This window comes from Bacillus sp. TCT6, from assembly GCF_056033845.1.
The window spans coordinates 4,169,617-4,192,465 of record NZ_JBVYHX010000001.1 but is presented as its reverse complement, the minus strand read 5'-3'; the positions used below and the strand labels follow the sequence as shown (position 1 = coordinate 4,192,465).

The 22,849-nt window shown below is 35.3% G+C and carries 23 protein-coding genes; 17 read left to right on the top strand and 6 right to left on the bottom strand.

Annotated elements, in window-relative coordinates; genetic code table 11:
- Positions 1 to 175: 175 nt before the first annotated feature.
- The 7 genes from isdC to srtB all read left to right on the top strand — a co-directional run bounded on the left by isdC (position 176) and on the right by srtB (position 7,764).
- Complete coding sequence (gene isdC, locus AC0ONG_RS21395) at positions 176 to 889, top strand: heme uptake protein IsdC (RefSeq protein WP_000757957.1); 714 nt, start codon at positions 176 to 178, stop codon at positions 887 to 889.
- Between the two features lie 23 nt (positions 890 to 912).
- Positions 913 to 1,371 carry an NEAT domain-containing protein gene (locus tag AC0ONG_RS21390; protein WP_000476166.1) on the top strand — a complete coding sequence of 153 codons (459 nt, stop codon included), beginning with the start codon at positions 913 to 915 and terminating at the stop codon, positions 1,369 to 1,371.
- 24 nt (positions 1,372 to 1,395) lie between these two features.
- Complete coding sequence (locus AC0ONG_RS21385; protein ID WP_474203977.1) at positions 1,396 to 4,245, top strand: NEAT domain-containing protein; 2,850 nt, start codon at positions 1,396 to 1,398, stop codon at positions 4,243 to 4,245.
- Positions 4,246 to 4,314: 69 nt separating this feature from the next.
- Positions 4,315 to 5,196 carry a heme ABC transporter substrate-binding protein IsdE gene (gene isdE / locus AC0ONG_RS21380; protein ID WP_042595929.1) on the top strand — a complete coding sequence of 294 codons (882 nt, stop codon included), beginning with the start codon at positions 4,315 to 4,317 and terminating at the stop codon, positions 5,194 to 5,196.
- Positions 5,197 to 5,223: 27 nt separating this feature from the next.
- Positions 5,224 to 6,207 (top strand): FecCD family ABC transporter permease, encoded by a 984-nt coding sequence (locus AC0ONG_RS21375; protein ID WP_001036829.1) that lies wholly within the window; start codon positions 5,224 to 5,226, stop codon positions 6,205 to 6,207.
- On the top strand, positions 6,197 to 6,967 hold the full coding sequence (locus AC0ONG_RS21370; RefSeq protein WP_000403765.1) for an ABC transporter ATP-binding protein: 771 nt from the start codon (positions 6,197 to 6,199) through the stop codon (positions 6,965 to 6,967). Before AC0ONG_RS21375 ends, AC0ONG_RS21370 begins: the two co-directional genes overlap by 11 nt.
- Before the next feature lie 32 nt (positions 6,968 to 6,999).
- The gene (srtB, locus tag AC0ONG_RS21365) at positions 7,000 to 7,764 is read left to right on the top strand and encodes a class B sortase (RefSeq protein WP_002162479.1); all 765 of its coding nucleotides are present in this window, start codon (positions 7,000 to 7,002) and stop codon (positions 7,762 to 7,764) included.
- A gap of 72 nt (positions 7,765 to 7,836) precedes the next feature.
- Here srtB and isdG read toward each other — a convergent pair whose 3' ends face one another.
- Positions 7,837 to 8,160, bottom strand: a complete 324-nt coding sequence (gene isdG, locus AC0ONG_RS21360) for a heme oxygenase (protein ID WP_000587818.1) — start codon at positions 8,158 to 8,160, stop codon at positions 7,837 to 7,839.
- A 294-nt stretch (positions 8,161 to 8,454) separates the two neighbouring features.
- Between isdG and AC0ONG_RS21355 the strand changes: the two genes are divergently transcribed.
- Positions 8,455 to 9,654, top strand: a complete 1,200-nt coding sequence (locus AC0ONG_RS21355) for a class I SAM-dependent rRNA methyltransferase (RefSeq protein WP_199663729.1) — start codon at positions 8,455 to 8,457, stop codon at positions 9,652 to 9,654.
- Positions 9,655 to 9,693: 39 nt separating this feature from the next.
- Here AC0ONG_RS21355 and AC0ONG_RS21350 read toward each other — a convergent pair whose 3' ends face one another.
- Together AC0ONG_RS21350 and AC0ONG_RS21345 are read right to left on the bottom strand one after the other, a co-directional pair.
- The gene (locus tag AC0ONG_RS21350) at positions 9,694 to 9,888 is read right to left on the bottom strand and encodes a YwbE family protein (RefSeq protein WP_001014310.1); all 195 of its coding nucleotides are present in this window, start codon (positions 9,886 to 9,888) and stop codon (positions 9,694 to 9,696) included.
- A complete protein-coding gene (locus tag AC0ONG_RS21345) occupies positions 9,889 to 10,062 on the bottom strand; it encodes a hypothetical protein (RefSeq protein ID WP_001293576.1) in 174 nt (57 codons plus the stop codon). It lies immediately after the preceding gene.
- Between the two features lie 170 nt (positions 10,063 to 10,232).
- Here AC0ONG_RS21345 and AC0ONG_RS21340 point away from each other — a divergent pair, with 170 nt between their 5' ends.
- From AC0ONG_RS21340 to AC0ONG_RS21315, 6 genes are all read left to right on the top strand, one after another.
- The gene (locus tag AC0ONG_RS21340) at positions 10,233 to 10,925 is read left to right on the top strand and encodes a response regulator transcription factor (protein ID WP_000018046.1); all 693 of its coding nucleotides are present in this window, start codon (positions 10,233 to 10,235) and stop codon (positions 10,923 to 10,925) included.
- A gap of 1 nt (position 10,926) precedes the next feature.
- The gene (locus tag AC0ONG_RS21335; protein ID WP_000247674.1) at positions 10,927 to 11,862 is read left to right on the top strand and encodes a HAMP domain-containing histidine kinase; all 936 of its coding nucleotides are present in this window, start codon (positions 10,927 to 10,929) and stop codon (positions 11,860 to 11,862) included.
- 125 nt (positions 11,863 to 11,987) lie between these two features.
- Positions 11,988 to 12,911 (top strand): ABC transporter ATP-binding protein, encoded by a 924-nt coding sequence (locus AC0ONG_RS21330; RefSeq protein WP_000221121.1) that lies wholly within the window; start codon positions 11,988 to 11,990, stop codon positions 12,909 to 12,911.
- The gene (locus AC0ONG_RS21325; protein ID WP_000931814.1) at positions 12,904 to 13,065 is read left to right on the top strand and encodes a hypothetical protein; all 162 of its coding nucleotides are present in this window, start codon (positions 12,904 to 12,906) and stop codon (positions 13,063 to 13,065) included. The genes AC0ONG_RS21330 and AC0ONG_RS21325 overlap by 8 nt, the downstream gene beginning before the upstream one ends.
- A gap of 34 nt (positions 13,066 to 13,099) precedes the next feature.
- Positions 13,100 to 13,804: an ABC transporter permease gene (locus tag AC0ONG_RS21320; protein ID WP_000945208.1), complete on the top strand. Its 705-nt coding sequence runs from the start codon at positions 13,100 to 13,102 to the stop codon at positions 13,802 to 13,804.
- Positions 13,805 to 13,933: 129 nt separating this feature from the next.
- Positions 13,934 to 14,626, top strand: coding sequence for an ABC transporter permease (locus AC0ONG_RS21315; RefSeq protein WP_000945187.1), 693 nt, complete (start codon positions 13,934 to 13,936; stop codon positions 14,624 to 14,626).
- Positions 14,627 to 14,689: 63 nt separating this feature from the next.
- Here the strand turns inward: AC0ONG_RS21315 and AC0ONG_RS21310 are convergent, their stop codons facing one another.
- On the bottom strand, positions 14,690 to 15,193 hold the full coding sequence (locus AC0ONG_RS21310; RefSeq protein WP_000284975.1) for a DinB family protein: 504 nt from the start codon (positions 15,191 to 15,193) through the stop codon (positions 14,690 to 14,692).
- Positions 15,194 to 15,346: 153 nt separating this feature from the next.
- On the opposite strand from AC0ONG_RS21310, the gene AC0ONG_RS21305 reads away from it, so the two are divergent.
- Positions 15,347 to 16,246: a tetratricopeptide repeat protein gene (locus tag AC0ONG_RS21305; protein ID WP_000825582.1), complete on the top strand. Its 900-nt coding sequence runs from the start codon at positions 15,347 to 15,349 to the stop codon at positions 16,244 to 16,246.
- A gap of 200 nt (positions 16,247 to 16,446) precedes the next feature.
- Here AC0ONG_RS21305 and fhuB read toward each other — a convergent pair whose 3' ends face one another.
- Together fhuB and AC0ONG_RS21295 are read right to left on the bottom strand one after the other, a co-directional pair.
- Positions 16,447 to 18,483 carry a Fe(3+)-hydroxamate ABC transporter permease FhuB gene (gene fhuB / locus AC0ONG_RS21300; protein WP_042595925.1) on the bottom strand — a complete coding sequence of 679 codons (2,037 nt, stop codon included), beginning with the start codon at positions 18,481 to 18,483 and terminating at the stop codon, positions 16,447 to 16,449.
- Positions 18,484 to 18,490: 7 nt separating this feature from the next.
- The gene (locus tag AC0ONG_RS21295) at positions 18,491 to 19,465 is read right to left on the bottom strand and encodes an ABC transporter substrate-binding protein (protein WP_000722824.1); all 975 of its coding nucleotides are present in this window, start codon (positions 19,463 to 19,465) and stop codon (positions 18,491 to 18,493) included.
- A gap of 451 nt (positions 19,466 to 19,916) precedes the next feature.
- Here AC0ONG_RS21295 and AC0ONG_RS21290 point away from each other — a divergent pair, with 451 nt between their 5' ends.
- Positions 19,917 to 20,819 carry a BclA C-terminal domain-containing protein gene (locus AC0ONG_RS21290; protein ID WP_474203965.1) on the top strand — a complete coding sequence of 301 codons (903 nt, stop codon included), beginning with the start codon at positions 19,917 to 19,919 and terminating at the stop codon, positions 20,817 to 20,819.
- 338 nt (positions 20,820 to 21,157) lie between these two features.
- Entirely contained in the window at positions 21,158 to 22,843 is a 1,686-nt protein-coding gene (locus AC0ONG_RS21285; RefSeq protein ID WP_199663726.1) for a long-chain-fatty-acid--CoA ligase, read from the top strand.
- Positions 22,844 to 22,849: the final 6 nt, after the last annotated feature.

Genomic DNA, 22,849 nt, shown 5'->3' with positions numbered 1-22,849 from the left:
GGGTGAGATATTATTTTTAATATTCAATGAGAATGATAATCAATAATACTTATGTTACATAAAAGAATGCTAATTAAATAATAGGTAAAAGAGATTATTTTTTTCTTATAAATTGAGAATAATTATCATTTTCAAAAAAGTGAAATGAAAGATAACCAAGGAGGAAACAAGAAAAATGAAAAAGGTTTCTGTATTACCCGCTTTTATTATAACGTTCGTATGTATGCTAGCTTTTCTTGTAATGCCATACGGAAATGCTTCAGCAAAACTAGCTGATGGTACTTACGATATTAATTACGTAATTCAAAAAGCGGAAAATGATTCAGCTTCAATGGCAAATGACTATTTTGAAAAGCCAGCAAAATTAGTAGTGAAAAACGGTGAGATGAGAGTACAAGTTCCGATGAATCATAGTGCTTGGATTACAGAATTTAAAGCACCAGAGAACGGGGATTTTGTTGATGCGAAAGTTGTTAGTAAAGATGAATCGGCAGATAAAAGAACAGTAGAGTTTAAAGTAGATGATTTATCCAAACCGGCAGCTGTAAAAATTCATGTTGTTGTACCAAATGCAAACTATGACCACCACTACACAATTCGTTTTGCTTTTGATGCAAATGTAAAAGCTGTAGGTGGCGATAACGGCATAGCTGCTACTACAAAAAATAATGATCAAGCGAAAACAGATACACAAGTAAAAGAAGAGAAAACAAAAGTAGAGAGTAAGGAAACAGCTAAAGAAGTGAACAAAGAAACAAAAAATGAAAATGGAAAAGCTGAAAAAACAGATAATCCAAAAACAGGCGATGAAGCACGTATTGGATTGTTTGCAGTGTTAATTCTTATTTCAGGTGCTTTCTTAATTCGTAAAGTGAAGTTGAGTAAATAAATCTTTTGAAGGGTGATGAATATATGTTTAAACAATTTAAAATGATTATTGCCGTATTTGCTGTTTTATTTACGTTTATCGCAACACTAGGTTTACAAGATGCAAAGGCTGCTACAAAACTAGCTGATGGAAAATATAATATTGCTTTTACTGTATGGAAAGGCGATAAAGATGAATCGTCTAGAATGAATAGTTATTTTGAAAGCCCAGCAACATTAACAGTTAAAAATGGAAAACAATATGTTTCATTTAAAGTGAAAGATAGTGCTTCTATTAAAAGTTTCCAAGTAGAAAAAGGTGGTCAATTTGTAGAAACAACCGTGTTAAGTGAAAACAAAAAAGATAATACTAGAGTTGTAGAATTTGAAGTTGCTGACTTGTCAAAAAAACTAAATGGCAAGGTGAAAATTAATATTCCAATTATTAATTATAATGCTTCGTATGATATTCGCTTTGTATTTGATGGGAATAGTATTAAATAATTTTCAAAAGGGAGAGTCGTTCCATTGAACAGGTATACAAAAATTATTGTTGCTATGTTTTTAATGATATTTACATTCGTATCAACATTACAACCACTTGCAGTTCAAGCAGCTACCAAGTTGGCTGACGGTGAATATTCAATTGGCTTCAAAGTTTTAAAAGATACATCAGATGAAGAATCAATGATGAATCAATATTCAGTAAGCCCGGGAACTTTAAAAGTGAAGGATGGGAAAAAGAAAGTATCCTTTACATTAACAAATAGTTCATGGATTACGAAGTTTGAAACAGAAAAAGCAGGTAAGCTAGTTGCGACAAATGTAATTAGTGAAGATAAAGAAAAAGATACAAGAGTAGTAGAATTTGATGTAGAAGATGTAGAGAAGGTATTAAATGCAAAAGTAAAAGTAGATATTGATTTTTTAAATTATCATCATGAGTACGACGTTCGTATTGCATTTGATCAAAATAGCATTACACCAATTCATGTAGAAAAACCAAATGAAAAAGAGGACCCAGCTAATAAGCCAGATCCAAATGAAACTACCGATCCAGGTCAGAAGCCCGACCAAAAGCCTGACCCAGATCAACAACCAAATTCTAACACAATTACAGATGGTGCGTACAGCATTCCATTTAAAGTGTTAAAAGATCAAACAGATGAAGAATCTAAGATGAATACTTACATGGTAAATCCAGGAGTATTAAAAGTAGAAAACGGTAAGAAAAAAGCAATTGTAACACTAAAAAGTAGCTCATTAATTAAAAATTTCCAAACGGAAAAAGATGGCGTATTTGTTGATGCAAAAGTAGTGAGTGAGGATAAGGAAAAAGATACAAGAGTAGTAGAGTTTGAAGTAAACGATTTATCTAAAAAACTAAATACAAAAGTATTTATCGAAATGGCATCAAGAAATTATAAGCAAACGCATGATGTACAACTTTTATTTGAACAAGATAAACTTGAACAAATTAAAAATGAAGAGAAAAAACCAGAAGTAGAAAAACCGGAAGCAGAAAAACCAGAAGTAGAAAAACCGGAAGCAGAAAAACCAGAAGTAGAAAAACCGGAAGCAGAAAAACCGGAAGCAGAAAAACCAGAAGTAGAAAAACCAGAAGCAGAAAAACCGGAAGCAGAAAAACCAGATGAAAATAAAAAACCAGATGCTGAAACAATTAAAGATGGTGAATACAGCATCAATTTTAAAGCGTTAAAAGATCAAACAGACGAAATTTCAATGATGAACACATATACAAAAAGTCCAGGTGTGCTAAAAGTAAAAGATGGTAAGAAGTATGTATCATTTACGTTAACGAACAGTTCTTGGATTACAAAATTTGAATTTGAGAAAAATGGTTCGTTTGTTGATGCAAATGTAATAAGTGAAAATAAAAAAGCTGATACACGCGTAGTGGAAGTAGAAGTGCCAGATTTATCGAAAAAGTTAAATGCAAAAGTAAAAGTAGATATCGATTCAATGAATTATCACCATTTTTACGATATTCAATTTGCATTTGATAAAGGTAGCATTAAGCCGTTAGATAACCAAGGCGGAAACAACAACCAAGGTGGAAACGACAATCAAGGCGGAAATAACAACCAAGGCGGAAACAACAACCAAGGTGGAAACGACAATCAAGGCGGAAATAACAACCAAGGCGGAAATAACAACCAAGGTGGAAATAACAACCAAGGTGGAAACGACAATCAAGGTGGAAACAATAACCAAGATAATAACACAACAATTGATCCAAAAGCTCTTAAAGATGGTGAATACAGCATTGGCTTTAAAGTGTTAAAAGATCAAACAGATGAAATCTCAATGATGAACACATACACAAAAAGCCCAGGTGTATTAAAAGTAAAAGATGGTAAGAAATACGTATCGTTTACATTAACAAATAGTACATGGATTACGAAATTTGAATTTGAGAAGAATGGTTCTTTCGTTAATGCAAAAGTGTTAAGTGAAAATAAAGAACAAAATACAAGAGTAGTAGAAGTAGAAGTAAACGATTTGTCTAAAAAATTAAATGCAAAAGTAAAAGTAGATATTGATTCAATGAATTATCACCATTTCTACGATGTTCAATTTGTATTTGATCAAGACAGTATTAAAGCTTTAGGGAACCAAGGTGGAAACGACAACCAAGGCGGAAACGACAACCAAGGTGGAAACGACAACCAAGGTGGAAACAACAACCAAGGTGGAAATAATAACCCGAGAGTAATAGTTGATCCGAAAAATTTAGTAGATGGCCAATATGATATTACATTTAAAGTATTAAAAGATAAAACAGATGAAATTTCAAAGATGCATGACTATGTTGTAAATCCAGCGAAATTAATCGTAAAAGATGGTAAAAAATACATTGAGATGACGCTGAAAAATAGTGCGTGGATTACGAAATTCCAAACGGAAAACAAGGAACTATTCGCTGATGCGAAAGTAGTAAGCGAAGATAAAAATGCAAATACGCGAGTAGTACAGTTTGAAGTAGAAGATCTATTTAAAAAATTAAACGCAAAAGTAAAGGTAGACATCGATGAGATGAACTATCATCATTTCTACGATGTACAAATTCAATTTGATACAAATAATATCGGCGCGTTAGGAACTATTAAAGAGGAACCGAAGAATGAACCGGAAAATCCAGTGACTACACCGAAAGTAGATAATGTAAAAACAGTAGGTACTCCTGATTTTAACCGAAATGCAGATGGTCAGAAGAAAAAAGAAGATACAAAAAATGATTCAAAAAAAGAGAAAAACTCAAAAACTGCAGATACAGCACAACTTGGTTTATATATGGTGTTACTGCTAGGTTCACTTGCTTTACTAGTTCGTAAATATAGAGCAGGTAGATTGTAATTTTTGGAGTCTTGATGCATGTTCGCGTGCATCAAGACTTGTTTCATATTGTATGGAAGGGAGTGGTGATTGAGAGTGAAGAAAATCGTAAGTGTACTAATGGCTATCATTTTGTTAATGAGTATAGCCGGGTGCTCGTCACCAAAAAAAGAAACAGCAAAGCAGGTAAAGAGTGAGAGTAAAGAGCGCGTTGTTGCAACAACAGTGGCTGTTACTGAAATTATGGATGCGTTAGAAGTAGATTTAGTCGGTGTTCCAACAAGTTCTAAAACTTTACCGAAGCGATATAAAGGTTTACCTGAAGTTGGGAATCCAATGAGTCCAGATATGGAAAAGGTAAAGTCATTAAAGCCTTCAGAAGTGTTATCTGTGACAACACTTGAATACGAATTAAAGCCAGTTTTTGATGGTGTGGGTATGAAAGCAAACTTTTTAGATTTAACGAGTTTAAAAAATATGCAAAGTTCTATTAGCGATTTAGGTAAGAAATATGGACGTGAAAAACAGGCTGAAGCAGTAGTAACTAAGTTAGATAAAAAGGTTGCTAGCATTCAAAAGGAAGTAAAAGGAAAGAAAGAACCGACAGTGCTTATTTTATTAGGTGTGCCGGGAAGTTATTTAGTAGCAACAGAGTATTCTTATATTGGAGATTTAGTAAAACAATTAGGTGGTAAAAATATTGTGCAAGGTGAACAAGTAGAATATTTAGCTTCTAATACAGAGTATTTAAAGAAAGCTGATCCAGATATTATTTTACGAGCAGCTCATGGTATGCCTGATGAGGTTGTAAAAATGTTTGATAAAGAATTTAAAACAAATGATATTTGGAAACACTTTGCTGCGGTTAAAAATAACCGTGTTTATGATTTAGAAGAGCGTTTATTTGGAACGACAGGCAATTTAGCAGCAATTGAAGCTTTAGATGAATTGAAAAAAATGATGTATCCGTGATGCATTTTAATATAAAGGAAGAGTAGAATGAATAAAAAAACTTGGAGTTTCCTCATTGTTACTGCATTGCTCATTGTTATGACATCATTGTCAGCGATGAAAGGGAGTTTAGAAGTAGGTATTGTTGAACTTGTACAAGGGATATTTATAGGTGGAAATGAAGATGTTGAAGTCATTAAAGATTTACGTTTCCCTCGTATTATTATTGCGCTGTTCACTGGAGCGGCTCTTGCTGTTTCAGGGGTGCTTTTTCAAGCTGTTATGAAGAATCCACTCGCTGATGCTGGGGTAATCGGTATATCTTCAGGAGCAAGTTTTATGACACTCGTTATTATTACTTTGTTCCCGCAATTCTTTTTCTGGACCCCCGTATTCGCCTTTTTAGGTGGTGCGCTTGCGTGTTATCTCGTTTATTCGTTTTCATGGAAGTCAGGGTTAAGCCCACTTCGCATTATTTTAATTGGTATTGCCATTAATGCGATGTTTACTGGATTAAATGAATCATTCGTTACGATTTGTGGGTATTTTATTAAAAGTATTAAGCAAACGACGACTTCTAACATAACAATGAAGACGTGGGGCGATGTAGAAATAATGGTGACTTATGGAACGATTGGTCTTATTCTTGCTCTGTTCGTAGGAGCTTGGTGTAACTTATTATCGCTACAAGATAAGACTGCGAAAAACTTAGGCTTGCACGTGACGAGAGTTCGTCTTATTATTTCTGCCATTGCAGTACTCTTAGCGGCAGTATCAACAGCGATTGCAGGTGTTATTGCTTTTGTAGGATTGCTAGTTCCGCATATTTCAAGACAATTGGTCGGTTCAGACCATAAAGTATTAATTCCATTTTCTGCTCTTGCAGGGGCGTTATTAATTTTGACGGCGGATACGATTGGAAGGTTAATTGTGCCACCTAATGAAATTCCAGCAGCAACAATTATGGCGGTTATTGGTGGTCCATTCTTAATATTCTTGCTTAGAAAGAGTGATAAAGTTCATGGAAATTAAAAATGTAACCTTTTCATATGATAACGTAACAAATCGTTTAAAGTCTGTTAGTAGTGAAATAGAAATTGGGAAAATTACAACAATCATTGGCCCGAATGGATGCGGGAAATCAACATTACTTAGTGTCATGTCTAGAAATCACGTTCCTAGCAGTGGAGAAGTAATACTTGATGGGAAAGCGATTAGTGAATATAAACCGAAAGAGTTTGCTAGAAAGCTAGCAGTTGTCCACCAACAAAATGAGGCTCCAGCAGATATTACAGTGGAAAAGCTAATAAGCTTTGGGCGTATGCCATATAAAAATATTTTCTCTCCGCAAACAGATGAAGATAGAGAAGCGATAGAGCGTGCACTAGTATGTACGAATTTACAAAGTAAGCGTGATAAGCCAATCTATGCTTTATCCGGTGGAGAGAGGCAGCGAGTTTGGATCGCAATGACATTAGCTCAAAATACACCAATGCTTTTCTTAGATGAACCGACAACCTATTTAGATATTTACTATCAGCTAGAAATATTAGAATTAGTGAAAGAGTTAAATGAAGTGTATGGATTAACGATTGTAATGGTATTACATGATATTAATCAAGCCATTCGTTATAGCGACCATATTATCGTTATGAAAGATGGAGAGATCATTACGAAAGGTAATCCTAATGATGTAATAACAGAAGAGATGGTTAAAGCAATATATGGTGTAGATGTCATTGTAAAACAGGATGAAGATACTGGATTGTATATGGTACCTATGGGAATCTAAAGGCTGAGTATAATCCGTTTTGAGGTGATAATTTGAATAGCAAGAACGGACGGAAAAAGAATTCTTTTTTTCAACGCATACTTACAATTGCGTTTTTAGGAATCTTTTTCTATTCAATGTATGAGTTGGGTGGGATTTTCATGGATTATTATGAAAATCGTAAAGTAATGGCTGAGGCACAACATATTTATAAAAGAAGTCCAATGGAAGAAAAATCGGAAGACGGAGAGGTACGTAAACAGTTTCAGGATCTCCAGAAAATTAATCCAGAGATAGTCGGATGGATTACGATGGATGATACACAAATTAATTATCCAATCGTTCAAGCAAAAGATAATGATTACTATTTATTTCGTAATTATAAAGGTGAAGATATGAGAGCGGGAAGCATTTTTATGGACCATCGTAATGATGTGAAATCTCAAAATCGAAATACGATTTTATATGGCCATCGTATGAAAGACGGTTCTATGTTTGGTAGTTTAAAAAAAATGTTGGATGAAGACTTTTTCATGTCCCATCGTAAATTATATTACGATACATTATTTGAAGGATACGACGTTGAAGTTTTTTCAGTATATACGACAACAACGGACTTTTATTACATTGAAACGGATTTTGAAAATGATGCAGTATATACATCGTTCTTAAAGGAAGTTCAAGAAAAATCACTGTACAAAACGGATACGGAATTGACGGCTAATGATGAAATCGTAACACTTTCTACTTGTGACTATGCGCTTGATCCAGAGGCTGGAAGGCTAGTTATACACGCAAAGTTAGTAAAAAGAAATTAAAGAAAAAAGTATAGAATATGAGAAGTGATAGATAACGCTTCTCATATTCTATACTTTAAAAAAGAACTGTTTTTACTGTGCTGCAGCCATTGGCATACGTACAACTTTTACATCATAGTAAGCAATTTTATTATCAAGAATATATTCTGGCATTCCACCTTGATGTGAGTGAGCATCTTTAAATGCGGCGCTCTTTGTCCAACCTTGGAAATCTTCTTTTGCATTCCATCGAGTGCTAATTGTTACCTCATCATAATCAACTGTATTTTGCGTTAAAAGAACTTCTAGACCTAAAAAGCCTGGCATCGTTTCAACTTTACCTACTTTATTAAAACGCTCAATTAATTTATGTCCATTTCCCTTTGTAATTTTAGCTGTATTTGTAACAATAATCATGTTTATTCCTCCTATAAATGTAGCTATATTTTCAAGAACTCATATACATTAAATGATAATGAAAATCATTATCATTGTCAATGGTAAATGTGAAATATATAATTTTTTTCTATTATTTTGGACAGTGAGATTTCCATTTCAAAACGTAGTAAATATGTGGCGGTTAAGTGCGAGAATGAGCGAGTTGTACTAGCAAAGCAATAATATGGTATAGTGAAACGAGGCTGTTTTTTCAGGCTCGTTTTTTAAATGCTTCCTATAGAGAAAGCATGCAAATGGAAAGGAAGTTATTATATGCGATCAAAAGTAACTATAAAAATAAAACCGAAATTTATAAAAGAAATTAAAAGTGGATATCCACTTATTTTAAAAGATGCAATTCAAAATTTAAACGATGTTCGTGAAGAAGGGACAATCATCAAAGTAGTAGATGAGAAGAACAACTTTGTCGGAAAAGGTTATTATGGAAAACAAAATAAAGGATACGGCTGGATTTTAACGAGAAAAGAGAGTGAACAAATTAATCAATCTTTCTTTGAAAGTAAAATCAAATCTGCCTTACATAAACGAAAACAATTTTATAAATCAAGTGATACGACAGCATTCCGCGCCCTAAACGGTGAAGGTGATGGTCTTGGCGGACTAATTATCGATTATTATGACGGCTACTACGTAGTAAGTTGGTATAGTGAAGGGATTTATACTTTCAGAGATGAGATTATAGCAGCTCTGCAAAAAGTAGCAAACTTTAAAGGCATTTATGAGAAGAAGCGTTTTGATACGAAAGGGAAATATATTGAGGGTGATGATTTCGTAGCAGGAGAGCGCGGTGAGTTCCCGCTTATCGTAAAAGAGAACGGTGTGAACTTCGCTGTTTATTTAAATGACGGGGCAATGGTTGGTGTATTTTTAGATCAACGTAACGTTCGAAAACAAATTCGTGATAAATATGCAAAGGGAAGAACAGTGTTAAATATGTTCTCTTATACAGGTGCTTTCTCTGTATTTGCAGCGCTTGGCGGAGCGAGTAAAACGACGAGTGTTGACCTTGCAAATCGTAGTTTAAGTAAAACGATTGAGCAGTTTAGTGTCAATGAAGTTGATTATGAAGCACAAGATATTATTGTAGAAGATGTATTTCTTTACTTCAAATATGCAGCTAAGAAAAAGATGAAATTTGATATGGTCGTACTTGATCCTCCAAGCTTCGCCCGATCAAAAAAATATACATTTAGTGCAGCAAAAGATTATAAAAATTTATTGAAAGAAACAATTGCTATTACAGAAAATAACGGTATTATCGTTGCTTCTACAAATTGTAGTGCATTCGATATGAAAAAGTTTAAAGGCTTTATCGATACAGCCTTTAAAGAAATGAATGGCAAATATAAAATATTAGAAGAACATTCTTTACCAGAAGATTTCCGTACCATTGATCAATTTAAAGAAGGAGACTATTTAAAAGTAGTTTTCATCGAGAAAATTAAAGGTTAATAAAGAAAAAGGAGCTCGAGTTTACTTGAGCTCCTTTTCTTATTGAACGATATTTTGTACTCTACCGACTTGCCCGTCCTGCAATCGCACTTTAATGCCATGTGGATGGGAAGGGGAGTTTGTTAAAATATCTTTTACAATGCCACGTGTTAATTTGCCTGTTCGTTGATCTTGTTTTAATACAATATCAACTTCAAGACCGGGTGCGATATTAGAACGTTTTTGTCCGTTCATTTACACACCTGTACGTCTACGTTGGTTGTTTGTCTTCTTTGTTTGTTGGTTTTGTAATTTTTTCGTTTCTTGGTTTTGATTTTTTGCATTTTGACCATTTCCATTTCCTTGCTTTTTCTTAGCAAGTTGTTCACGCATTAAATCAGCTAAGCTTACTTTTTTGTTTTCTGACATGATAAGTCTCCTTTATATAAAGTTAATTATGAACAATCGTAGTGAATTTCATCATATCATTGTTAAGGAAGGAAGGGAAGTTGGTTTGAAAATTCATATAACTGTTTCCAGCATTCATTCGTTGCGATACAATTGATATGTTAATGTTTGTAAAAAAAGGGGATAGACATATGTCACATCATATTTTATTAGTTGAAGATGATATTTCAATTCAAGAGATGGTGGAAAAATATTTATTAAAGGAAGGCTTTCAAGTTACGATGGCGTCTGACGGGGAAGCAGGGGTGCAAACCTTTTTTAAATCATCTTTTGATTTAGTGATCCTTGATATAATGATGCCGAAGTTAGACGGATTAGAGGTTGTACGTATTATTCGTGAAAAAAGTGCTGTTCCGATTTTAATGATGTCGGCAAAAGATACAGATGTTGATAAAGCTGTTGGCTTAGGACTTGGAGCAGATGATTACATTTGTAAGCCATTTTCTATGATTGAATTGGCTGCACGTGTAAAAGCAGGGATTCGGCGGTCTACGAAATACTCGGCTACAGAAACAACAGAAAAGATGATTCAGATTGGCGATTTAACAATCGATCCAATTAATTTTACTGTAGAAAAAAACGGGAACCCTCTCAAGCTCACTTTAAAAGAATTTGAGATTTTAAAACTGTTCGTAAAAAATCAAAATCGTGTATTTACAAAAGCGCAAATATATACGTTAGTTTGGAATGAAGAGTATTACGGTGATGATAACGTTATTAATGTTCATATGAGAAGATTGCGTGAGAAAATTGAAAGTGATCCATCTAATCCAGAATATATTAAAACGTTATGGGGCATCGGCTATAAGTTGGAAGTGATGTAATATGGTCAATTTGTTAATAGGTATTATTTTTATATTGTTATGTGTCATTTATATGCAATATAAAATGAGAAAAAATAGTAGTAAAAATTTACGATACACATATGAAAAGTTAGAAAGTATTGTAAATGACAAAACAGGCGAGACGTTACTCGTTATGACAGATGATCTAGAATTGCAAAAATTATTAGTGGCAATTAATCAATTATTAGATGCAAAACAGAAAACGAATGCAGATCATGCCAAAGTAGAAATTTCGATGAGAAAAATGCTTTCAAATATTTCGCATGACTTGAAAACACCACTAACAGTTATTCTTGGATATACAGAAATGTTAAATAAGGATAAAACGATAAGTGAAGAAGAACAACAAATATTACTTGAAAAAGTGCATACGAAAACATTAGAAGTGATGGAGCTAATTCATAAGTTTTTTGATTTGGCAAAATTAGAATCTGGTGACAAAGCAATTGAAATGACAAAAGTAAATATGAATGAAGTTTGCCGCGAGAAGATTTTATCTTTTTATGATTTAGTGACGACGAAAGGTTTTCAGGTTCATATTGATATACCAGAAAGAAATATATACGCACTTGGAAATGTAGAAGTATTAGGCAGAGTATTGAATAATTTAATATCAAATGCAATTACATATGGAGATGATGGAAAGACACTCGGTATGACTTTAAGAGATGATGAAACGAGTGTGTATATAGACGTATGGGATAAAGGAAAAGGAATTGATGAATCTCATATTGATAAAGTGTTTGAGCGAATGTACACACTTGAAGATTCAAGAAATAGATCGTACCAAGGAAGCGGTCTAGGATTAACGATTACGAAACGGCTTGTGGAAGCGATGGACGGAGAAATACATCTTTCTAGTAAGCCCTATGAAAAAACAATTTTTACAGTTGTATTAAAAAAGATGCTGTTTTAGCTTGTAGAGAAGTAAATTCTACAAGCTTTTTTTCAGCGTAAGGAATTTGTAAGGAACGGGTAAGAAAAAAGAGATTTCTGTTGTCTATTATAGAAATATAGAGTATTGCGAAAGGGGAAAGTAACATGACATATATAGTAAAAACAAACCAGTTAACGAAAGTGTTTAAAGGGAAAGAAGTTATTTCCGGTGTTAACATGCATGTGAAAAAAGGAGAAATTTATGGTTTTTTAGGACCAAACGGTGCTGGTAAAACAACGATTATGAAAATGATTACAAATTTAATAAAACCGACGAGTGGTGATATAGAAATTTTCGGTGAGAAATTAACAGATACATCGTATGAAGTATTAAAAAGAATGGGGACAATTATTGAATACCCAATCTTTTATGATAAATTAACGGCGAAAGAAAACTTAGACCTGCATTGTGAATATATGGGCTACTACGATAAAAATGCAATTGACCATGCTTTACATTTAGTGAAACTACAAGGGGTAGATAATAAAAAAGTAAAAGATTTTTCATTAGGAATGAAACAACGACTCGGTATTGCAAGGGCAATCGTGACAAAGCCAGAATTGCTCATTTTAGATGAACCAATTAACGGTTTAGATCCAATTGGCATTAAAGAGTTACGAGACTTATTTAAAATGCTCTGCAAAGAATACGGTATTACATTATTAGTTTCTAGTCATATTTTAGGTGAGATGGAATTAATGGCCGATACAATTGGTGTGATTCAAAATGGAAAACTAATAAAAGAAGTTTCAATGAAGAGTATTAACGGAAAGCAAACAGAGTACATTGAAATCACTGTTCCTGATGTGAAACGTGCAGCTTATATTTTAGAAGATAAACTTGGTATAAAAAACTACAAAATAATGAGTGGAACCATGATTCGTGTGTATGATACGTCAGTGTCTCAGCAGGCCATTTCAAAAGCACTTATTATGAACGATGTGGAAATTGAAAGTATTAATAAGAAACATAGTTCCTTAGAAGAATATTTCTTAAATGTAATGGATGGAGAAGGTATTCATGCTTAATGGACTGTGGCTGAACCTGGTAAGTGGATTTATCGTAATGCTAATAAGTGGAATTTTATATTATAGAAAACCAGAGCGGAAATGGTTGTTAATTCTACTAGTGATAGGAATGTTAAGCTTCGTTACTGCTGGAATTAGAATGTTAGCAGCATAAAGACAGTTATATAAAGAATGGAGGAGTGGTTTGTATGCTTAGATTAATGAAGCTCGAATGGAAGAAACATAAATTATCTAGTTACTTTAAAGGGGTAGCAATTTGTATTATAGCAATTTTCGCTGCAGTAAGCCTTATGGCGTTGGGAATTAAAGCCGAGGGAGACGTGCTCTTCTTTGACTTCACGCAACAAATGGTTTTAATAAACACTTTTATTAGGATAACATTCATTATTTTTAGTTCGGTCATTTTATCACGGTTAGTAATAGACGAGTATAAGAACAAAACAATGCAACTATCGTTTATGTACCCGCTGCAAAGGAAAATGCTAATGAGGGCGAAATTAACAATTGTTTTTTGTTTTTGTTTTGTGAGCACGATTATCGCTACTTTCATTATTAGTTTGCTCGTTTATTTTGTGAGTCCAATGATGGGACTGATTGAAACACCTGCTACGATAGGCGAAATAATAGCTATCGTTCCAGCTACTATTATAAGTGCATTTATGATATCTGGTATAAGTTTAATTCCTTTATTTTTTGGAATGAGAAAGAAATCGACACCTACAACGATTACTTCCGCAGTAATAATTGGTATGCTGATTAGTGGTAACGTTGGGGCTGGAAACGGTCAAGTAAGTATGTTTGATTTTATAGCTATCCCAATTGTGCTCTGTTTATTAGGGATTTTCATTAGTTATCTATCTTATCGTAAAATCGACAAGGTTGATGTGGCATGAAGTAAGCTTAAAACAACAACGAACTGGGGTATGAATGGTGAAAAAGATAATAGTAATTGCAATTTTACTTATTACAATTGCTAGTGTGGTTTTGGGGGTTAAGGTGTTTCAGGGGAAAGGAGGACTATCATGTTACGTCTTATGAAGCTAGAATTGAAAAAGTTTAAGCTTGGCTGGTACGTAAAAGGGGCAGTTATTGCAAATATTACTATACTGGCATTAATGATCTTTACGAGCATCGTTGCTCAAGTAGAAGGTGATCCGGAAATAAGAGATCCGCAGATGATGTTGTTAACGGCTAGTACATTAGTAAGAGCAACATTTATTGTTTTTGGTAGTGTGTTAATCGCAAGGTTAATAATTGGTGAATATAAAAATAAAACAATAATACTTATGTTTTCTTATCCTATTAATCGGAGAAAAATGATGATTAGTAAGTTGGTCATTACAGCGACATTAACATTTATAACAGTTATTGTATCTAACATTTTAATAGTAGGAGTTTTCTTTGGGATAGATAGCTATTTTTCAATTCTTCCTAATCCATTTACAGTAGATCAATTAGTGCAAGAAGGAATAAATCTTGTTCCTTTAGCCATTGCAACTGCGGGAATAAGTTTAATCCCGCTATATTTCGGAATGCGTAAACGTTCAGTGCCAACTACAATTGTTTCATCTATTATTGTTGTGTCAATCGCAATTAATAACCAGCCAATATTTCCGATAGCGACTTTTCTACCTCTTCAATTCACATTTGCAGCGATCGGTATGGTGATTGCTTATTTTGGGATTAAAAATATTGAGAGTGAAGATGCATTATAAAGTTTCACATGAAACAAGTTACAGAAAAAGACAAGATATGTAAACATCTTGTCTTTTTTGTCGTTACATTTTAGGAGCTTCCATTCCAGCCGCAGCCCATTCTTCTTTTGCGGGACCATATACGCCAGGAACTGTTAAGCCGGCTTGTCGCATTAAAACCGTCATTTGCCCGCGGTGGTGATTTTGATGATTAATGAGTGTCATTAAAAATATAGAATTCGGCATAGGGCGACCAAAGAAGTCATTAATAGTAGCTAAGTCTTTATCAGTCCATTTACTTTGAAGTGTTTCAACAAAAGCCGCGTTTACTTTACGGTATTCATCTGCAATTGTTTTTGCAGAAGTTGGAACAGGATAATCTTTCGTTTCTCCTTCAAACTTTAGCCCTGTGCCAGATAGTATCACAGGAATTGCCGTCACGATATGCCAAGCAACTCTTCCTAAAGTCCAATGTTCAGGTGCAATTTCCTGTGATAAAGATGCATCGGTTAATGAATCAAGCATTTTCTGAGTAGACTCTGCTTCGTATGTCCATGATTGTAAAAAGCCTTCAATTGTTTGGTACATTATTGTTATCCCCCTCTACTTATGTTCATAGATTAAGTTCGAGAAGAAATGACAAGTTCCCTTTATGTTTTAATGATGGTATTTAAAATTTTATATATAAATTTTATGATACTATTGAGTGTATATAGAATTATATTAATTTAGGGAGATATTATGAAAAGATTGATTTTAGGAATCATAATTTTATTTTTAATGGTAGGATGTAGCAATGAAACCTATAAAAAAGCAATGGATCAAGGGAAATTGGCGTTAGCGAGTAAAGAATATGACACGGCAGTAGCATCATTTGAGCTAGCATTAGAAGAGAAAAAGGATGATAAAGAAGCAAAGGTATTAAAAGACCAAACTACTAAGATGATAAGTTCGATAAAAGAGAAATCGAGTGGAAATATAGAACAAGCAATAGGTTTGTTTCAAGAAGTAGAAAAGATGAAAGATGGTTCCGCAATCCTTCAAAGTCAAGCGAAAGAACAAAAAGATTCGCTCATAGAGCATAAAGAGTTAAAAGGTCAATATATAGGTCAATTGGAAAAGGCAGAGAAGTTAAAGAGTGATAAAAAGTATGAAGAGGCTAAAGGGATAGTAAATAAAATTGTTAACGATACTGGCCAAAATCAACAATTTATTTCGGAAAATCAACGGGCCGAAGAGCTGAATAAGCAAATCGATGGCTTACTAACTCAACAAGCAGAAGTTAAGAAAAAAGAGGAAGAGTTAAAAAATGAAAAGAAAAAAGAGGCTGATATTGGAAAGTTAAAGGGGTCTTGGATGTCATCAGAAAGTACAGACAGGCCAGTTGGGTTGGAAATAGAATCTATTAATAGTGAGAAAACAGGCGGAGAATTTATGGAACATAATATTTTTGGGAAAGGGACTACTATAGGAGACTTTCGAATATTAAGTGTGGACCAAGGGATTATTTCTGTAGAGCTTGTATTTTTAGTGGGGGAAATAAAGCATAAGGCTGATTTGAAAATTGAGGAGAACACATTAACTGTACATCATGAGTTTATGGGGAGTACTAAATCTGTGAAATTAGTGAGATCAGAGTAATTTATCCGGCTATTCGTCGGACAGTAAAACTTCCACCTCAAGATTCGGCTGGAGCAAAGAAGTTAGGTGGGAGATCCACTGCTCATAAAAGTCCGATTGGTGTGGGCTAATAATCAGCGGGGATGAAGAAACCCCCCACTAATTAAAGTTTCACTTTATTTAGTATATAAAAAGGAGGCTTCTAAAACGAAGCCTCCTTTTTAATTAACCTTCTTCCCACTCTTCCTCATCAACCATAAGAAATAAGGTGCTCCAAGTACAGCAACGACAAGTCCAGAAGGAATTTCTTTCGGATATGCAATTGTTCGTCCGAGTAAATCAGCAATGGAAAGAAGGATTGCTCCAAATAGTGCGGAGCAAACGAATAATCTTTGATGATTCATACCAACGACGATTCGTGCTAAGTGTGGCGCAACAAGACCTAGAAAGGCAATTGTACCGACAGCTGCGATATTTACAGATGCAAGTAGTGTTGCTAACACAATGAGGGCAAGGCGCGTTTTATTTACTGGTTGCCCGAGTCCCGTTGCTAAATCGTCTCCAAGTACGAGAACATCAAGTTGTTTTATTAAGAAAAAGATAATGAATACAAGAATTAGCGATGGATATAGAATGATATTTTCTAAGTGATTCCATCCTCTTGCATACGTGCTACCTGATAGCCATGTTAAAGCAGCAGCAACGTTCAAATTTGCTCTAACGATAAAGATTTGAATAATCGCTGAACCGAGAGCTGAAATACCAATTCCTATTAAAGCAAGGGCTGTTGGGCTAAATCCTGATTTCCATGAGAAGAAGAGAACAATTCCAACTGCAAGTAGTCCGCCGATAAATGCACCAATTGGTAGGAAGAAACCAGGAAGTGCGGGAAAGACATACATAATAGTTAAAGCACCAACACCAGCTCCCGATGAAATACCAATAATAGAAGGATCGGCGAGTGGGTTTCGTAATATACCTTGGAAAACAAGCCCACTTATTGCAAGGCATGCGCCAGCAATAGCAGCAACGAGCATTCTTGGTAAACGAAGGTTCATCATCATATTTTTATCAAATTGTGTTAATTGTCCTGATATAACATTTGTAATACTTTCGATATAAGCGTTACTACCGATTGTAACACCAAGAGTAATTGTCACAATGCAAAGTGTGATAGAGATAATGATTACCTTTTTATAAGAGTAATAGTGAGAACTAGCTCCAGCTGCATTCGCTCCGTTATCATTCATATATTGTTTCGATTTCATCATTCGATAGACTAAGTAAATAAGCCAAGGTGATCCAATCATTGCCGTGACTGCTCCGACAGGAAGTTCAGCCCCAGTTGGATCTATTAGTCTACCAACGACATCAGCTCCAAGTAATAGTACAGCTCCCCATAAGAAAGAAGAGAGAAGGAGAGTAAAGTGTTGACGGTAGCCAATAAGACGCATTAAATGTGGTGCAACTAAGCCAACAAATCCAATTGGTCCAACAACAGTTACAATTACTGCTGTTAAAAAGATCGCAGCAATGAAGGCGATAAGACGTGTTACTGCTGTTTTTTCACCAAGAGAAACAGCGACATCATCACCAAGTAAGAGAATGTTGAGTTTACGAGACGTAAATAGTAAAACTAGGAAAGAAATAATGATAAATGGAAAAGCAAATTGAACGCCATCCCAGTTATTTTGAATAAGAGATCCAGCTCCCCATAAAAATAAACCAGCTGTTTCATTTTCATAGAAAAGCTGCATCGTTCCGGTAAAGGCAGAAAGCATTAATGTAACGACCATACCAGCTAGTGCCATTCTAAGTGGGGTTCCCTTTTTTCCACCAGAAATACGGTATACAAATAAAGCGGTAATAGCACCGCCGATAAATGTGAAAAGAAGTGAATTAATTTGCAGACCTTTTGGTAAAAAAATTGTAGCCGCTACTAGAAAGAAATATGCGCCAGAGTGAATACCCATTGTACTGGATTCAGCAAGTGGATTTTTCGTTAATGTTTGTAAAATGACCCCAGATGCAGCAAGAGCACCTCCAGCTAAAATGGCAATTACGGCCCTAGGTAATCGAAGCATAATTAAAGTTTGATGCTCTAGTGATTGGTTCGGTGAGATAAGAGCATCAATAATCATACTATAGGAAATGTTTGCTTGACCTTGTCCGATATGAATAAAGAAAAGGAGGAGCAAGAGAGCTGCTCCTCCTCCGAATACAAGACTTGCTCGAAGTGTATGTTGTAGGCTATTCATTGTGTAATCACTTCTTCGCTGTCATTACATCTGCTACTTGTGTTGCTAAAGATGTTGCAGACTCAGGACCACCGAAAATCCAAGTGTCGCCTTTTAATTTATACATTTTGTTTTCTTTTTTGAACTTTAATTCTTCCCAAGCAGGGTTGCCTTTTAGTTGAGTGTCAAAAATGTTATCTTCATCCGCTACAATGTAAATGAAGTTTGAATCTTGTACACTTTGTAATGATTCTACAGTTGTTTGTTTGAAACCATCTGGCTCAGATTTTCCTGCTTCAAAAGTATTTGTTAAACCTAATTTTTTTGTAACTTGTAAAGCTAAAGAATTGTCAGTTAAGATACGGAATGTTGGTACGTTTTTAGCAGTAAATGCTTGTGCCATTGCGATGTTTTTATCTTTTAAGTCTGCTTTCTCAATTTTTGCTTTTGCATCAGCGAAGGCTTTATCCATATCAGCTAATACTTTTTTACCTTCTTCTTCTTTTCCAACTGCTTTTGCAATTTGTTTAAATGTTTCTGTCATTTCAGCAAAGTGATCGTTATTGCTTGTTGATGGATCAAACATAACTGTTGGTGCAATTTGCTCTAATTCATTTTTAATTGCTTTACTACGGAATGAAGCTGTGATAATTAAATCTGGTTTTAAACGGCTAATTTCTTCTAAGTTTGGTTGTTGACGTGTCCCTACATCTACAACATCTTTACTTGGTTTTGTTTTTGTATTTACCCATTTATTATAATTCTTAATGTCTGCCATCCCTACTGGCTGAACACCAAGTGCTAATAAGTCTTCTGAATATACCCACTCAAGTACAACTACTTTTTTCGCTGGTTTATCTAACTTTGTTTCCCCTTCAGCGTGTTTAATTGTTATAGCTTGATTTTTATTGTCCGCTTTTGTTTCCTTTTTCTCCTCTTTTTGCTGTCCGCATCCAACAGCGAATAGAAGAACTACTATGAAAATACTGAGAATTTTCTTCATCTTCTGCCCCCAAATTAAGTGTTTTTTGTAACTAGCACCATAAGTGAAAATGGTTATCAATTACAACACCCAAATCATACTATGAGGATAATTTAAGTGTCAATATTTTTTTAAAATTTTGACTAAAAATAACAAGTTATACGGATTTTTATATATTATAGTTGCTATTTATGAAGAATCAGCCTCTTTACTAAAAAGATTGGCGAATGTGGAAAGTTTAAATGGGAACTTGTCTGTGTACGAAAGCGTAATGTGTATGGTTAATAATCTGTGGAGATGGGGCGAAAGTACAAGCAAAAGGAGAGTGAATCGCATGTAATAATTACTAGAATGTATGGAGGAAATCTGTGTTTTATCCCCCACTAGGCTAAGTATTTCTTTGTTATTTAGATAGGTGTTTTTTGATTCGGTGATTACGCTAAAAAGATCGAATGTAAAGGAAGTGATCAACATGTCTTCATGGAGCAATAACATAAATGGATATTGTGGGTGTAATAATCAAAATGGTGTACATGTTGATTCATGCTGTTTTAGTTGCGATGGGACAGTTCCTAAGGTTGGTCCGACGGGAGCGACAGGAATAACAGGAGCAACAGGCTCAACGGGAGCGACAGGAGTAACAGGCGACACAGGGGCAACGGGAGCGACAGGAATAACAGGAGCAACAGGCCCAACGGGAGTGACAGGAGTAACAGGAGCGACGGGAGTAACAGGCGATACAGGTCCAACGGGAGCGACAGGAATAACAGGGGCAACGGGAGCAACAGGTGGCACAGGCCCAACGGGGGCGACAGGAGTAACAGGCGACACAGGGGCAACGGGAGCGACAGGAATAACAGGAGCAACAGGCCCAACGGGAGCGACAGGAGTAACAGGAGCGACGGGAGTAACAGGCGATACAGGGGCAACGGGAGCGACAGGCCCAACAGGAGCAACAGGCACAAGTATAACGGCAACATACGCATTTGCAAATAATACGTCGGGAACAGCAATATCGGTACTACTAGGTGGAACAAATGTCCCGCTTCCAAACAATCAGAATATCGGTCCAGGTATTACAGTGTCTGGGGGGAACACAGTATTTACGGTTGCAAATGCAGGGAACTATTATATTTCATATACAATTAATATAACCGCTTCATTATTAGTTAGTTCACGAATTACAATTAATGGGGCACCGCTTGCTGGGACTATTAATTCTCCTGCATTAGCAACGACATCATTTAGTGCGACAATTATTACGACCCTTGCGGCGGGGAGTGCAATTAGTTTGCAATTATTTGGTTTGTTAGCTGTTGCGACATTATCAACAACTACCCCAGGAGCGGTATTAACGATTATAAGATTAAGTTAATGACAAACTCTCTTACTCTTTTAAGATTAGGAGAGTTTCTACATATAATAAGAAGTTAATGAAGTAAAGCATAGTTATAAAAAAGTCAGAATATTATGATTGTAACGCTATGGTGACTATAATATAATGAAAATAACCATCATGAATGAACATTCATTTATCCCGCATTAACGGGCAGTAAGATCCCGCCTCAAAATTCAGCGAAAGTAAAGAAGTTAGCTGGGTGATTAACTGCCCGTAAAATCCCGATTGGTGTGGGCTAATAATCAGTGGGGCTGAAAAATCCCCACTGATTAAAGTTTCACTTTATTTTTTATGTATTTGAAGGGGGAATGAAGGTGGAAAAAACATGGTTGAAAAGTTATCCAGAGGAAATTCCTAGTACGATTTCTTATGATATTCAGCCACTTCATGGATATGTAGAACAGATGGCTTCTCGCTACCCAGAAAAGAAAGCGCTTCACTTTTTAGGGAAGGATATTACGTTTTCGGACTTCCATGATAAGGTGAAGAGGTTTGCAAATTATCTTCAAAAGCTCGGTGTGGAAAAGGGTGATCGAGTTGCTATTATGTTGCCGAATTGTCCGCAAGCTGTAATTGGTTATTACGGTACATTACTTGCGGGAGGTATCGTAGTACAAACCAATCCACTGTATACAGAAAGGGAATTAGAATATCAGCTTCATGACTCGGGAGCAAAAGTAATTCTTTGTCTCGATTTAGTGTTTCCAAGAGTAACGAATGTTCAATCTGTTACAAAAATTGAGCATATTATCGTAACTCGTATTGCAGACTTTTTACCATTCCCTAAAAATCTATTGTATCCATTTGTGCAGAAAAAACAGTCGAATTTAGTTGTGAAAGTATCAGAGAGTGAAACGATTCATCTTTGGAATTCAGTAGAAAAAGAAGTGAATACGAATGTTGAGGTGCCTTGTGATCCTGAAAATGATCTAGCTCTTTTACAGTACACAGGAGGAACAACCGGATTTCCAAAAGGAGTTATGTTAACGCATAAAAACCTCGTTTCTAACACTTTGATGGGAGTGCATTGGCTATATAATTGTAACGAAGGTGAAGAAGTCGTCCTTGGGGTTCTTCCATTTTTCCATGTGTATGGTATGACAGCTGTTATGAATTTAAGTATTATGCAAGGATACAAAATGGTCCTTATTCCAAAGTTTGATATGAAAATGGTTTTTGAAGCGATTAAGAAGCATAAAGTGACATTGTTTCCAGGGGCTCCAACTATTTATATCGCTCTTTTAAATAGCCCGCTTTTAAAAGAATACGATATTTCTTCTATTCGTGCTTGTATTAGTGGATCAGCACCACTGCCAGTAGAAGTACAGGAAAAGTTCGAAAAAGTTACAGGTGGTAAACTAGTAGAGGGATATGGTTTAACAGAATCATCTCCGGTTACACATAGTAATTTTTTATGGGAAAAGCGAGTGCCGGGTAGCATTGGAGTTCCGTGGCCAGATACAGAGGCAATCATTATGTCACTTGAAACTGGTGAGGCATTACCACCAGGAGAAATAGGGGAAATTGTAGTGAAAGGTCCTCAAATTATGAAAGGATACTGGAATAAGCCAGAGGAAACAGCGGCTGTATTGCAAGATGGCTGGCTCCATACAGGTGACGTTGGATACATGGATGAAGATGGATTCTTCTATGTAAAAGATCGCAAGAAAGATATGATTGTCGCGAGTGGATTTAATGTGTATCCTCGTGAAGTTGAAGAAGTATTATATGAGCATGAAAAAGTGCAAGAAGTAGTGACAATTGGAGTTCCAGATCCGTACAGAGGAGAGACAGTTAAAGCATTTGTTGTGTTAAAAGAAGGTACGGAGTGCTCTGAGGAAGAATTAAATCAGTTTGCACGTAAATATTTAGCGGCTTATAAAGTGCCGAAAGTATATGAGTTTAGAGATGAATTGCCGAAAACGACAGTAGGGAAAATTTTACGCCGTGTTTTAATGGATGAAGAGAAGAGAAAGAATGAGGATGAGCAAACGGGCTAAGGCCCT